The 14,573-nt window shown below is 62.0% G+C and carries 10 protein-coding genes; all 10 read right to left on the bottom strand.

What is annotated here, in order from left to right; all coding sequences use genetic code 11:
- Positions 1-377 precede the first annotated feature (377 nt).
- The 10 genes from typA to ACP7BZ_RS09320 all read right to left on the bottom strand — a co-directional run bounded on the left by typA (position 378) and on the right by ACP7BZ_RS09320 (position 14,461).
- The gene (gene typA / locus ACP7BZ_RS09365) at positions 378-2,210 is read right to left on the bottom strand and encodes a translational GTPase TypA (RefSeq protein ID WP_426112343.1); all 1,833 of its coding nucleotides are present in this window, start codon (positions 2,208-2,210) and stop codon (positions 378-380) included.
- Between the two features lie 180 nt (positions 2,211-2,390).
- Complete coding sequence (gene truB / locus ACP7BZ_RS09360; protein WP_426112342.1) at positions 2,391-3,323, bottom strand: tRNA pseudouridine(55) synthase TruB; 933 nt, start codon at positions 3,321-3,323, stop codon at positions 2,391-2,393.
- 99 nt (positions 3,324-3,422) lie between these two features.
- Complete coding sequence (gene rbfA / locus ACP7BZ_RS09355) at positions 3,423-3,827, bottom strand: 30S ribosome-binding factor RbfA (RefSeq protein ID WP_426112340.1); 405 nt, start codon at positions 3,825-3,827, stop codon at positions 3,423-3,425.
- An 81-nt stretch (positions 3,828-3,908) separates the two neighbouring features.
- Positions 3,909-6,767 (bottom strand): translation initiation factor IF-2, encoded by a 2,859-nt coding sequence (gene infB / locus ACP7BZ_RS09350; protein ID WP_426112338.1) that lies wholly within the window; start codon positions 6,765-6,767, stop codon positions 3,909-3,911.
- 46 nt (positions 6,768-6,813) lie between these two features.
- Complete coding sequence (nusA, locus tag ACP7BZ_RS09345; RefSeq protein ID WP_426112336.1) at positions 6,814-8,379, bottom strand: transcription termination factor NusA; 1,566 nt, start codon at positions 8,377-8,379, stop codon at positions 6,814-6,816.
- Positions 8,376-8,864 (bottom strand): ribosome maturation factor RimP, encoded by a 489-nt coding sequence (gene rimP / locus ACP7BZ_RS09340; RefSeq protein ID WP_426112334.1) that lies wholly within the window; start codon positions 8,862-8,864, stop codon positions 8,376-8,378. Before rimP ends, nusA begins: the two co-directional genes overlap by 4 nt.
- 312 nt (positions 8,865-9,176) lie before the next feature.
- Complete coding sequence (gene rluB / locus ACP7BZ_RS09335; RefSeq protein WP_426112332.1) at positions 9,177-11,228, bottom strand: 23S rRNA pseudouridine(2605) synthase RluB; 2,052 nt, start codon at positions 11,226-11,228, stop codon at positions 9,177-9,179.
- Entirely contained in the window at positions 11,212-11,997 is a 786-nt protein-coding gene (scpB, locus tag ACP7BZ_RS09330) for an SMC-Scp complex subunit ScpB (RefSeq protein ID WP_426112431.1), read from the bottom strand. Before scpB ends, rluB begins: the two co-directional genes overlap by 17 nt.
- Before the next feature lie 388 nt (positions 11,998-12,385).
- Positions 12,386-13,396 carry a glucokinase gene (locus ACP7BZ_RS09325; protein WP_426112331.1) on the bottom strand — a complete coding sequence of 337 codons (1,011 nt, stop codon included), beginning with the start codon at positions 13,394-13,396 and terminating at the stop codon, positions 12,386-12,388.
- A 132-nt stretch (positions 13,397-13,528) separates the two neighbouring features.
- Positions 13,529-14,461 (bottom strand): VTT domain-containing protein, encoded by a 933-nt coding sequence (locus ACP7BZ_RS09320; protein ID WP_426112329.1) that lies wholly within the window; start codon positions 14,459-14,461, stop codon positions 13,529-13,531.
- Positions 14,462-14,573: the final 112 nt, after the last annotated feature.

The raw sequence follows: 14,573 nt of genomic DNA, 5'->3' as shown, positions 1-14,573 counted from the left end.
TCGCCACTGCAAGTTTCTATTCCGGCACTGGCGACGACGCCCATCAGCACGCCGATCGTCGACGCAATAATTGTGTCAATCCGGCCGATGAGCAGGGAGGTGGCGCGCGCCAACCAGGCCTGCGAGCACGTCAATCCTCACAAATCATCACCCCAGACACATTGAAAATGGCTAAAATCAAAAATATGTGACGATTTGATAGATTTTGCAAATGCCGCAAAATAATGACGGGGCGCCAGTGGCATGCACGCACGGCAGCCACGCACACGGTCGCCGTCGCGTACGGAAAAGGAAGAAGCAATCAACATGCGCTGCCGGCGCTGGCGGCAGGCGAAAAAAAAGCCCGCAGCAGCGGGCTTTTTGATGTCACCGAGGAATTACGCCTCGCGACCGGCGCGCTTGCGCTCGTTTTCTTTCAGGTAGCGCTTGCGCAGGCGGATCGATTTCGGCGTGATTTCGACCAGCTCGTCATCGGCGATGAATTCAACCGCGTATTCGAGCGACATTTGCACTGGTGGCACCAGGCGCACTGCTTCGTCGGTACCGGACGAACGCACGTTGGTCAGCTGCTTGCCCTTGATCGGGTTGACCACCAGATCGTTGTCACGCGAGTGAATGCCGATGATCATGCCCTCGTAGACCGGGTCATTGTGAACCACGAACATACGGCCACGTTCCTGCAGTTTCCAGATGGCGTAGGCGACAGCGGCGCCGTCATCCTGCGAGATCAGCACGCCGTTACGACGGCCAGCCATTTCACCGCGGGTATTGTCGACTGGACCGTAGGCATCGAACACGTGGCTCATCAAGCCGGTGCCGCGCGTCAAGGTCATGAACTCGCCCTGGAAGCCGATCAGGCCACGGGCAGGAATGCGGTACTCGAGACGCACGCGGCCCTTGCCGTCCGACTCCATGTTTTGCAGGTCGCCACGACGACGGCCCAGCTCTTCCATGACGCCGCCCTGGTTGACTTCTTCGACGTCGACCGAGAGGTTTTCAAACGGCTCATGGCGCACGCCATCGACCATTTTGTAGACCACGCGAGGACGCGAAACCGCCAGCTCGAATCCTTCACGACGCATGTTTTCCAGCAAAATCGTCAGGTGCAATTCGCCACGGCCCGACACTTCAAACACGGTGTCGTCGTCGGTCGGTGCCACGCGCAGGGCGACGTTGGCTTTCAGTTCGCGGTCGAGGCGGTCACGCAGCTGGCGGCTGGTAACGAATTTGCCTTCACGGCCAGCCAGTGGCGAGTTGTTGACCATGAAGTTCATGGTCAGGGTCGGCTCGTCGACGGTCAGCATTGGCAGCGCTTCCGGGGTGTCCGGTGCGCACACGGTCGAACCGATGCCGATGTCTTCCATACCGTTGATCAGCACGATGTCGCCGGCGACGGCTTCATCGACCAGCACGCGCTCGAGACCCTTGAAATTCAGCACCTGGTTGATGCGGCCCTTGATCGGGGTCGAGTCAGGGCCGTTCAGGATGATCACATCCATGCCCGGCTTGACACGACCGCGGTTGACGCGGCCAATGCCGATCTTGCCGACGTACGACGAGTAATCGAGCGAGGTCACTTGCATCTGCAACGGGCCGTCCGGATTGTCGTCACGCACAGGCACGTATTGCAGGATGGCGTCGAACAGCGGCTTCATGTCGCCGTCACGGACGTCTTCGGTCAGACCGGCATAGCCGTTCAGGCCCGATGCGTAGATGATCGGGAAGTCGAGCTGCTCGTCGGTCGCGCCGAGCTTGTCGAACAGTTCGAAGGTCTGGTTAATCGCCCAGTCCGGGCGCGCGCCTGGGCGGTCGACCTTGTTGACGACGACGATCGGCTTCAAACCCAGTGCCAGCGCCTTGCGGGTGACAAAGCGGGTCTGTGGCATCGGGCCTTCCTGCGCATCGATCAACAGCAGCACCGAGTCAACCATCGACAGCACGCGCTCGACTTCGCCGCCGAAGTCGGCGTGGCCTGGGGTGTCAACGATGTTGATGTGGGTGCCTTCGTATTCGACGGCGCAGTTTTTCGACAGAATGGTAATGCCGCGTTCTTTCTCCAGATCATTCGAGTCCATCACGCGGATATCGACTTGCTGGTTCTCGCGGAAGGTACCGGACTGACGCAGCAGCTGGTCGACCAGGGTGGTTTTACCATGATCGACGTGGGCGATAATGGCGATGTTACGAATTGCGCGTTTTTGAGTAGACATGTCGTGATGAACTGAGCGTAATGAACTGAGAGAGGCGTACGGGGTACGCGGTGTACGAGGGTGTACGATGATTCGAAATGCGGTAACCGACGAGTATAGCACGCCCGGACCGCAATTGCGTTGTGTCCGGGGAAATGTGCGACAATTCAATGGCTTGGCTGGGCTGCAGTGCCGGCCATCTCAGCCAGTAAAAGCGATCAGGCGCTCGGGTGCCAAAATGGCGTATTCCTGCAACTGGGCGGTGCCCAACAGCTTGTCACCGGTGTCACCACTTGCATACACGCGCACCCTGCCCTGCCCAGCCGGCACAACGACGTCTTCCTTGCCCAGCGCCAGCCGCTGGCCATTCAAGAAGCGCCTGGCCAGCTCCTCTGTCAGATGGATGGCAGGGAACGAGGCCAGCAAGGCGTCGACCGGTGCCAGCATCGACAGCGGCGCCGGATTGGCTTGCATGTCTTCCAGCGTCACCATGCCGGCCACCGTCAGCGCACCCACCTGGGTGCGGCGCAGGGCGTTCAGGTGGGCGCCGCAGCCGAGTGCATTGCCAATCTCTTCGCCGAGCACACGGATATACGTGCCCTTCGAACAGGTGACGGACAGCTGCAGAAAGGGCGCCTCGTAGCTGACAAACTGCAGGTCGTGAATGGTGACGGGACGCGCTTCGCGCTCGAGCGTGATGCCCTCGCGCGCGTACTCATAATATGCCTTGCCGTCGCGTTTTAACGCCGAGTACATGGGCGGCACTTGCAGAATGGGACCGCGAAACTGCGCCAGCACCGCTTCGATCTGTTCGACCGTGACGTTCACGTCATGGGTGGCGATTGCTTCGCCCTCGGTGTCACCGGTGTTGGTGGTGATGCCCAGGTGGACGGTGGTCAGATAGGTTTTATCGGCTTCCAGCAAATCCTGCGAGAACTTGGTCGCTTCGCCAAAGCACAGCGGTAGCAAGCCGGTGGCGAAGGGGTCGAGGGTGCCCGTGTGGCCGGCTTTCTTGGCGTTCAAGATGCGCTTGGCTTTGATGAGGGCGTCGTTTGAGGACAGGCCGACCGGCTTGTCGAGCAGCAGCACGCCGTCGACGAGGTCGCGGGGTTTTTTGGTGTGGGTTGGCTTCATTGGCTGCGGGGACTGGCACCCTGCGGGTGCCTGTCCCCATTCTGTGCGGTGTTGGCTGGGTAAATTGGGACAGGCGCCAGGCGCCAGTCCCCCTGCTAATTACGCTTCTGGCTCAGCATCGGGCTCGGCATCGGCCGCCCGGATCGCATTGGCCTGGTCGATCAGCAAGGACAATTCCATGCCGCGCGAGGTCGACGTATCGTGCACGAAATGCAGCGCCGGCAGCGTGTGGATGTGCAGCAGTTTACCGAGCTGGTTGCGGATGAAACCGGCCGCCGCCTGCAAGCCGTCATTGGTGTTCTTGATGACTTCTTTATTGTCGTTGAGCAGCGTATAAAACACTTTCGCGTGCGCATAGTCCGGGGTCAGTTGCACCTCGGTGATGGTGACCATGCCGATGCGGGGGTCTTTCAAGCCGCCGGCGATGATGACGGACAAATCCTTCTGGATCTGGTCAGCCACGCGCAAGCCGCGCGCGGGAATACTTTTGCTATGTTTGGCCATGATTTTCTGTGACTCGCGATAAAAACACGGGGCGCCGATCAGCATTGTGCCGATGGCGCCCCGGATGACTTCAGTTGCCGCTTACAGCGTGCGGGCGATTTCCTGCACTTCGAACACTTCCAGGGTGTCGCCAACCTGGATGTCGTTGTAGTTCTTCAGCGACAGGCCGCACTCGAGACCGGCGCGTACTTCTTTCGCATCGTCCTTGAAGCGCTTGAGCGATTCGATTTCGCCCGTCCACACCACGATGTTGTTGCGCAGCAGGCGCACCGACGAGACGCGCTTGACCACACCATCGGTGACCAGGCAACCGGCAATCGCGCCGACTTTCGACACCAGGATGACCTGGCGAATCTCGACCTGACCGGTAACGGTTTCGCGTTTTTCCGGTGCCAGCATGCCCGACAGCGCTGCACGAATTTCTTCGATGGCGTCGTAGATGATGTTGTAGTAACGGATATCGACACCGTTCGACTCGGCCAGCTTGCGCGCCTGTGCATCGGCACGGGCATTAAAGCCGATGATGACCGCTTTCGAGGCCACCGCCAGGTTGACGTCCGACTCCGTGATACCGCCAACGGCCGAGTGCACAACCTGCACGCGCACTTCCGAGGTCGACAGTTTCTGCAGCGAGCTGACCAGCGCTTCGAGCGAACCCTGCACGTCGGTCTTGACGATGATCGGCAGATTCTTGACTTCGCCTTCGGCCATTTGGTCGAACATGTTTTCCAGCTTGGCAGCTTGCTGCTTGGCCAGTTTGACGTCGCGGAATTTACCCTGACGGAACAGACCAATTTCACGGGCTTTACGCTCGTCAGCCATGACCATTACTTCTTCACCAGCGACCGGCACTTCGGTCAAGCCCTGGATTTCCACCGGGATCGATGGACCCGCTTCGGAAATCGACTTGCCGTTTTCGTCCAGCATGGCGCGCACGCGGCCAAACGACGAGCCAGCAAGGATGACATCGCCACGACGCAAGGTACCGGACTGCACCAGAATCGTCGCTACCGGGCCGCGGCCCTTGTCGAGACGTCCTTCGACCACCAGGCCACGGGCCGGCGCATCGATCGGTGCTTTCAGTTCCAGCACTTCGGCCTGCAACAGCACTTGCTCGAGCAAGTCTTCGATACCGGCGCCGGTTTTGGCCGACACTGGCACGAACGGCGATTCGCCACCGTATTCTTCCGGCACCACCTGTTCGGCAACCAGTTCCTGCGTCACACGGTCCAGATTGGCACCGGGCTTGTCGATCTTATTGATCGCCACCACCAGCGGCACGCCGGCTGCTTTTGCGTGAGCAATCGCTTCCTTCGTTTGCGGCATCACGCCGTCGTCCGCCGCCACCACCAGGATGACGATGTCGGTGGCTTTCGCACCGCGCGCACGCATGGCCGTGAACGCTTCGTGGCCCGGGGTGTCGAGGAAGGTGATCATGCCGCGCGGCGTTTCGACGTGGTATGCGCCGATGTGCTGCGTGATGCCGCCCGCTTCGCCGGACGCCACTTTGGCACGACGGATGTAATCGAGCAGCGAGGTCTTGCCGTGGTCGACGTGACCCATGACGGTCACGACCGGCGCCCGCGAGACCGACTCGAAGTGGGTGTGTTCACCCTGATCGGCCAGCAGCGCTTCCGGATCATCTTCCGCCGCGGCAAAGGCTTTGTGGCCCATTTCTTCGACCAGAATCATGGCCGTTTCCTGGTCCAGCACCTGGTTGATGGTGCACATCTGGCCCAGCTTCATCAATTGCTTGATGACTTCGGAAGCCTTGACGGACATCTTGTGGGCCAGTTCCGCCACCGTGATGGTTTCAGGGACGTGAACGTCCTTGATGACCGCTTCGGTCGGTGCCTGGAAATTGGTTTCGCGATCATCGGCGTGCGAATTGCGACGACCGCCCTTGGCGCCACCGCGCCAGCCATCACGGCCGCCGGTGCCGACGTTACCGCGCGGTTTAATTGCACCCGTGGTACCGCGTTTCTTGGCGTCGTCCGACCAGGTCGACGACACATTGGCCGACTTGATCGATTTCTTATCGGGTCCGAGAACCTTCTTGGCGTCAGCCGGCTTGTCGCCCGGCTTTTTGTCGGCCGGCTTGTGCAGCGTGCCTTCGGCCGTTTTCGGCTTGATCGCAGCCACTGGCGGCGCGACTGGCTCAGGGGCCTTGATGGCGCGACGGGGCGCGTTCATCATGGCCTTGATCTGGGCGACTTCGTCGGCGACCGCTTTGCGGGCCTTGTCGTTCGCTTCAGCGCGTGCAGCAGCATCCTTGGCAGCGGCGGCGAGTTTGGCTTTCGCTTCGTCGTCGGCGGCTTTCTTGGCAGCGGCGGCAGCGGCGCTGGCGGCGTCGTCGGCCGCAGCGGCGCCGGCGTTAGCCGCCGTCACTGCAGCAGCGGCGGCGCGCTTGCTCTCTTCCGCTGCCTGCTTCTTGGCATCGACTTCGGCCTGCTTGGCCTGGGCTTCTTTTTCGGCGTCGAGCTTGGCCAGGCGTTCCTGCTTTTCACGCAGGTCCGCTTCCTGGCGCGCAATCAGCTCCGCCTGGCGGCGCACTTCTTCTTCACGACGCGCAATTTCTGCGGCATCGATGACCGGTGCGACCGGCGCGACCGCTTCCACCACGGGCGCGGCCGGCTCTTCACGCTGCACGAAGGTGCGCGTCTTCTTGACCGCCACCTGGATGGTGCGGCTTTTGCCGGAAGCGTCAGCCTGCTTGATCTCCGAAGTTTCCTTGCGGGTCAGCGTGATCTTTTTCTTTTCCGTGTCGGCCGCCGCGCCGTGGGTACGGCGCAGATGGTTCAACAGCTTATCCTTATCATCTTTCGACAATGGATCTGACGTCGAACTTTTCTCGACGCCGGCAGAACGCAGCTGCGTCAGCAGCAAGTCTGCAGGCATCTTCAGTTCGGTGGCAAATTGGGCTACGTTGTTACTCGCCATTCAGTCCTCTTTTCTATGTGTCGCTGAGATGATAATGATTCGCAAATTAAGCCTTGGCCACTTCTGCCAGGCTCCAGGCTTTCGCCTGCAGCGCCTTGGCGCGGTCGTCATACTTTGCGTCGACCAGCTTCATCTCGTCGTCGGTCACATCGTTAAATTCATTCTTGATCAGGTCGCGGGCGCGCTCGCTTGGCAGTGCCAGGATTGCGCCGAACTCGTCGTATGCCAAACCGGAAAACGCTGCCACCGACTTGATGCCGGCCAGGCCGAGCTTGCCGGCGGTGGTGCGATCCATGCCTTCCAGGCCGACCAGTGCTTCGTCCATGCCTTCGAGACCTTCTTCGGAAGCGATCGCTTCCGTCACCAGGGCGTCACGGGCACGGGTACGCAATTCGTTGACGGTGTCTTCGTCGAACGATTCGATGTCGAGCATTTCCGAGATCGGCACGTAAGCGATTTCTTCCAGCGAAGCGAACCCTTCTTCGACGAGGATGTCAGCGACTTCCTGGTCGACGTCGAGTTTTTCCATGAACAGGGCGCGTACCGCTGCGGTTTCCGCCGCGGCCTTGTTCTCGGATTCTTCCGCCGTCATGATGTTGATCTTCCAGCCGGTCAGCTCGGCAGCCAGGCGCACGTTCTGTCCCGAGCGGCCGATGGCGATGGCGAGATTTTCTTCGTCAACGACCACGTCCATGGCATGCTTTTCTTCATCGACCACGATCGACGACACGTTCGCCGGAGCCAGCGCACCGATGACGAACTGGGCCGGATCATCCGACCACAGCACGATGTCGACGCGTTCGCCACCGAGTTCACCGGTGACAGCCTGCACGCGCGAACCGCGCATGCCGACGCAGGTACCGATCGGGTCAATGCGTTTGTCTGACGTGTACACAGCAATCTTGGCGCGCACGCCGGCATCGCGGGCAGCCGATTTAATTTCCAGCAGGCCCTGCTCGATTTCCGGCACTTCCAGTTCGAACAGCTTCATGATGAAGTCCGGCGCGGTGCGCGACAGGATCACCTGGGGGCCGCGCATATTGCGGTCGATGCGCAGGATGTATGCGCGGACACGGTCGCCAATGCGCAGATTTTCCTTCGGGATCATCTGGTCGCGTGGCAGGCGCGCTTCGATCTTGCCCGACTCGACAATAGCGTCGCCGCGTTCCATGCGCTTGATGGTGCCGGTGACGAGTGAATCACCACGCTCGAGAAAGTCGACCAGGATCTGTTCGCGCTCGGCGTCACGGACGCGCTGCAAGACGACCTGCTTGGTGTCCTGGGCGAAACGGCGACCGAACTCGACCGACTCGATCGGCTCTTCAATATACTCGTCGACTTCGATGTCGGGAATTTGCTCGACCGCTTCGAAGTGCAAGATTTCCTGATCAGGCAATTGCAGGCCGGCGTCATCTGGCACCACGTGCCAGCGACGGAAGGACTCGAACTCGCCGGAATCGCGGTCGATCGAGACGCGAATATCGACTTCGCCTTCGTAACGCTTTTTCGTGGCCTGGGCCAGGGCGAATTCGAGCGCGCCGAAGACGACATCCTTATCGACATTTTTCTCACGCGCCAGCGCATCTACCAGTAACAATACTTCGCGACTCATGCTTTGCCCTTCTTAAAATCCACCTGCGGCACCAAACGTGCCTTATCCAGGTCCGCCAGCGTAAACTCAAGCTGAGCAGGACCATCCTTGCTTTCAAATTCCAAACCGATCTTGTCGCCCTGCGGCGCCTGCAAGATACCCGTGTAGGTCTTGCGGTTGGCGCTGCCGGGAAACGCCGTGCGCAGCTTGACGGTGCATTCTTCACCGGCGAAGCGCTCGAAGTCAGCCATCGTGCGCACCGGGCGGTCGAGCCCCGGCGACGAGATTTCCAGCCGCTCGTAGGCGACGTTTTCCACCGTCAGCACATGCGAGAGCTGGTGACTGACCGTGGCGCAATCTTCCACCGTGATCAAGCCTTTTTCTTCGGCGTCGGCCGCGGTGAAATCGATATACACGCGCAAAATGCCGCGCTCGCCCCGCTCGACATCGACGAGGTCATAGCCCAGCCCGGTTACCGTTTTGGCGATCAAATCAAACTGCTGCAATCGACTTCTCCAGGTCCCACGTCCGGCCGCCCGGGGGCGCACACAGACAACAAAAACGTTTTACCAAAAAAAAATGGGCAAATGCCCATCCCTCCAAAATCTTTAACCACTTCAAAGCACTTGCTCGCCGGATCAATGTGTTGACATCAATGCGTCGCTTGAAAGGAACTTTTATTAGGTTAGCGATTATAGCGCTTTTTGCCATACCCTGCAATCGCGCTGACGTCAATTAAACAATCCAGCGACCAGAAAAAGACGCCACAGGGGCACTGGCACCTTCGGCGCCTGCCGCATGCCTGAAACGCCGTAAACTTAACCGCGCCGCCCGCGCCGCGGCATGCCCTGATCGGCATTGCGTGGCGTCTGCTGCCCCTGCGGACGGCGCGCCGCGCCACCGGCATTACCGAAACCGAAAGTCGTTTGCAGCGGATCGGGCTGGCGTGGCCCCTTGGCAGGGCCGCCATTCGGACGCCCCGAACCACCGGCACCGGCCGCACCGCCATTCGGACGGCCCTGCCCCGCTGGCTTGCCGCCCTTAAATCCCTTGCCGCGCGGTGGAGCGCCATTGCCAGGCGCAAACGATGGGGCATCGCCAGCGGTCGGGTGACCGCCCGCCATGCCGCCGTAACCGGCGCCCACCGGTGGCGTACTGCGGCCCTGACCACGCCCGCCGCGACCACGACCGGCGGTGCCGGCAAATGGATCGACATTGCGGTTGGTGTCGCGGTCGGCGCGATTGCCGTCGACTTCGCCAGGCACGCGGGTCAGGCCAAAGCCGCCGCTTGCCGCGGGACTGGCACGCTCAGCCTTGGCCCGCGGGCCACGACTGTCGGGCGCAACCTTGTCGCCCTTTTTTTCCACACCAAATGCGCCGAGCAGCGAGCGCACATCGTTTTCTTCCAGCTCTTCCCAACGACCGCGCTTGAGGCTGCTTGGCAGGGTCATGGCGCCGTAACGGGTACGGATCAGGCGCGAGACCGTCAAACCGACCGCCTCGAACATGCGGCGCACTTCGCGGTTGCGACCTTCGCCAATCACCACGCGGTACCATTTGTTGATGCCTTCACCGCCGCCATCGGCGATCTTGGTGAAGGAGGCGCTACCGTCTTCGAGCTCGACGCCGGCCAGCAATTTCTGGCGCATGCCTTCTTCCAGCTCGCCCAGCGTGCGCACGGCGTATTCGCGGTCGATGTTGTAACGCGGGTGCATCAGGCGGTTGGCCAGGTCACCCGAGGTGGTAAACAACAGCAAGCCTTCGGTATTGAAGTCGAGGCGGCCGACGGCCAGCCATTTGCCGGCCTTCATGGTCGGCAGGCGATCGAACACCGATGGACGGCCTTCCGGATCGTCGGCGCTGACGATTTCGCCGGCTGGCTTGTGGTACACCAGCACGCGCGGCGGCTTGGTGGTCACCTTGCGATGAATTTGCTTGCCATTGATGCGCACGGCATCGGATGGCAGGATGCGCTGGCCGATATGGGCCGGCTCGCCATTGACGGAGACGCGGCCGGCAACGATCAAGTCTTCCATGTCGCGGCGCGAACCGAGGCCCGCTTCGGCCAGCACCTTGTGCAGCTTGGGGGCGTCGTCGTCGGAGGTCAGGTCGCGCTTGGGTGCCTTGACGGGGCCGCCGCGGCCGCCATCGTTGGCATCGAAGTCGTCCGAGGTGACGTACGAAAAGACGGCGTCGGCATCGTCGCCGCCGCGGGCTTTCTTGTGGTGTTGCAGGCCGGGATTGCCCTTCTTGTTCTTTTTGACGCGCGGCTTGGCGTCGGCGCTGCGCTCGGGACGGGGAGCGCGCTCGGGACGGACGTGTTCGCCCGCAACGGCAGCGGCCACGCCCTCACCTGCCTCAGGCTGCTCGCCTTCGGCGCGCGGTGGACGCGCTTCGCGTGGCGGCCGCGCTGGCTTGGCGGGGCGCGCCGGCCGCTGCTCGCGCATCTGGCGCGGGCCGCGCGGGGCGCGGTTGCCGCGTTCGGGGCGGCCATCGCCGTCGCCGTCATCGGCGTCGCTGGCAGCGTTGAGCGAAGGATGGGCGGCAGCGGCAGCAGCGGCGGCCTGGGCGGCAGCAGCAGCAGCAGCGGCGGCGCGCGCTGGAATCACCTTGGCCGGGCGCGCCTTGCGCTGCACCACCGGGTGATCGTCATGGACAGCCGAAGCGGGGGCGGCGGCAGCCGCCGCTGCGGGGGCTACCGACACGGCGCCAGCGACATCGTCGCCAGCCGGCGTGACCCGCTTGGCGCGCGGCTTGCTGATGCCAGCGGCATTGTCCGCTTCGATCTGCGCCTTGGTGCGGCGTTTCGGTTTGATGGCGGCGTCGGCGCCAGACAGGTCGGTGTCAGTTGTTTTATTTGTGGTGTTCATCGTTTATGTCTGAAATGTCTGAGGTCTGCTGACCTGGCGCGGCATCAACCGGTGTGTCTGGCGCAGGGTCGTCAAGGGGAGCTTCACCAACGGAAGCATTGGAGCTGGCTGCAACAGTAATGCAGCCCGCGCCGTCGTTACTGGCGGCCGTCTGGGCCGCCGCTTTGTCAAAATTTTCTTGCAAGGCCGCTTCCAGCGCCGCCATTGCGTGGCCGTCGCCAGCGACGGCCACTTCCTGCAAGGGCGGCAACTGGGACAGGCTGTTCAATCCCAAATCATCCAAAAAGTGCCTGGTGGTACCCAGCAGCGCGGGCCGGCCAATGACTTCGCGGTGGCCAATCACATCGATCCAGCCGCGGTCCTCCAGCATCTTGATGGTCTGCGAATTGACCGTCACGCCGCGAATCTCCTCGATGTCGCCGCGGGTGACGGGCTGGCGGTACGCAATGATGGCCAGCGTTTCCATGGTTGCCCGCGAATATCTTGGCGGTTTTTCCGGACTGAGGCGATCGAGATACACCTTCATTTCCGGCCGGCTTTGAAAGCGCCAGCCGGTCGACAGACTGACCAGCTCGATACCGCGCTGCTGCCAGTCGTGGCGCAGCTCTTCGAGCATCAAGCGGATGCTGTCGGCCTCGACCCCGCCCCCCAGCGGCTGACCATGGTCGTCGACGTCGACAAACAGTTTTTTCATGCTGTTGATGGACAGAGGCTCACGCGCGCACAGCAGCGCGGTCTCGAGGACACTCTTGGCCTCATCAGTATTCATAGCAGTGTCAATGGATCTTGCAAAAGCGATGCAAAGAAAAATGGTCGTACACCGGTCAACGCGGCAGATCGGCCTGTGGCCGACCGGCACACGGCCGTCGTCGAAACTGGCATCACGCACCCGGATCGGGAACGCTGGCGCGATTAAAACAGAAATTTGTCAGATGGCGCGAGCGCCGCTCAGGGGCCACTCGATCAGCCAGCGGGGGGCGCGCGGGCCCTAAGCTGTTGATTATTCAGTGAAACGTTTGCGGATCACGGGCGCTGCGCCACCGGGGCGGCACGTGCGCTGCTAGCGATACGCGATAACGATCGACATCGTCACTTCGAACTGCGGCCATTGTACCCGATAAAACCGCCAGTGGCGCAGTGCGACTGTCGAAGCAGTGTCAAGGCGCCGTTGCCAGCTGTTCGGCCAACAGCGCCGACACGCCAAGAAACGCCGGATATTCGGCGGTAATGACCCAGGTCGGCACCTGCGCCAGGTAGTTGACAAAGCGGCCCTTCTGTTCAAAACGGCGGCGGAATGACGAGGCGGCAAAGCGCGCGCCCAGCCGCGGCACGATGCCGCCGCCTATATAGATACCGCCCTGCGCACCGAGGGTGACGGCGAGGTTGCCAGCCACCGTGCCCAGCATGCCGCAAAACGCTTCGATCACCTGGTCGCACAGGCTGCAACTGCCATCGAGGGCGCGCGCAACAATCGCCGGCGTGTTCAACTGTTCGTCTGCCACACCAAGGTGGTGCGCCAGCGCGCTATATATGAGCTCGATCCCGGCGCCCGACAAGAGGCGCTCGGCCGACACGTGTTCGAAGCGGCCCCAGGCAAATTGCAGGATCGCCAGCTCGGTGGCGTCGGCCGGCGAAAACGTCACGTGCCCGCCTTCGCTGGGCAGCGCACTCCAGCGCGTGCCACAAGGAATCAGGCCCGACACGCCGAGGCCGGTGCCTGCGCCCAGCAGACCCAGCGGACGGTGCGGCTGCGCCACGCCACCACCGACCTGGCGCTTTTGCGGCCCAAGGTGGGGCAAAGCATAAGCGAGCGCACTGAAATCATTGACCACCAGCAGGGTGTCGAAGCCGCACGCCTGTTTGAGGGCAGCAATCGAAAATTCCCAGTGATGGTTGGTCATGCTGACCAAATCACCCACCACCGGATTGGCAATCGCAATGGCAGCGTGCCGCAGCGGCGCCGTCAGCACCGCCGCTACTTGCGGCAGCGCCAGGTAAGCCTGCAGGGCCAGCTGCAGCGAAGGGTAGCTGGCGGCCGCCAGTACTTCGATCTGGCCGATGGCGCCGGGCGCGATTTCGAGGGCGAAACGGGCGTTGGTGCCGCCGATATCGGCCAGCAGCCGGGGACCGTCGGCGAAGGGATGGGCGGGGAAAGTGGTTGCATTCATGGTCATCAAGCTTAAGGAATTGCAGCCAATGACGCAAGCGCTGTTTGTAGCTTTACTACATTTTAACGCGTAAATATGGCGTTATTTTCACCGCCCGTACGCTATCGCAGGGGGTGCATCACCGTAATGATGCTACACGCTGGTCGCGGCGGCAGCCTGGTGGCGGTTCCATGCGTCGAGCCCGCCTTCGAGCGCGCGGGCCCGCTGAAAGCCGTTGGCGATGAACTGGCGCGCCACCTGAGCGGCAGTGACGTCATTCGGGCAACTGCAGTAGACGACGATATGGCGCTCGCGGTCGAGCGAGGCCATCAGTTCGCCAGGGGCGCACCGGGCAAAAGGCAGGGAGCCGGGAATGGCTTGCTCGAGTTGCTGGGCGGTCAGGCTGCGGGCATCGATGATGACGGGCGGCGCCGCGCTATCGAGCAGGCCGGCCAGTTCGGCCATGCTGATGCGCTCGATGGGCAGACTGCGGCGAAAGCGCTGCCGCTCGACATATTTATACAGCACGAAGGCCGCCAGCAGCGTCAACAGACCCATCAGCGCAAAGCCGCCCATCGTTTCGAGGGCATTGAGCAGGTCGGCGACGCCATCGCGGAACAGCATGCCCAGCACGATGCCAACCGCGCTCCACAGCACGGCGCCGGCAATGCTGTAGGCAAAAAAGACGGCCGTGGTGACGCCCATGGCACCGGACAGGGGCGGCGCCACCGTATTAAAACCGGGCACGAACTTGGCCACCACCAGCGACTTGGCGCCCCAGCGGCGGAATTTGTCTTCGGTCTGGCTGACGCAGTAATCGGGCGACAGCGAGATCTTGCACAGCAGTCGCAGCACGCGCTTGCCATAAAAGCGCCCTGCCTTGAACCAGAAATAGTCGCTGATCAGGCAGGCAGCGACGCTGGCAGCCAGGCACGCCAGCGGGTTGATTTCGCCGCCGGCGGCCAGCGCCCCGGCCACGATCAGCATCGGCATGGCGGGGATGGGCAACCCGATCTGTTCGAGCAGCACGGTGCCGAACACGATGAATATGCCGTAGGTTTGGATCAGGTAGACAAGATGGGACATGCATCGATGGTAGCGGAAATTCGCGCGCGCCGTTGGCTGCCGTTGGCTGCGACTGGCTGCTGCTGGCTGCGGCCGGCTGACAATCACCGCCGCCGGCCACCGACGGCAAGCG

This window comes from Massilia sp. PWRC2, from assembly GCF_049896725.1.
GTDB lineage: Bacteria > Pseudomonadota > Gammaproteobacteria > Burkholderiales > Burkholderiaceae_D > JAFCUW01.
The sequence above is the reverse complement of the archived record's forward strand: the minus strand, read 5'-3'. Positions and strand labels throughout refer to the sequence as shown.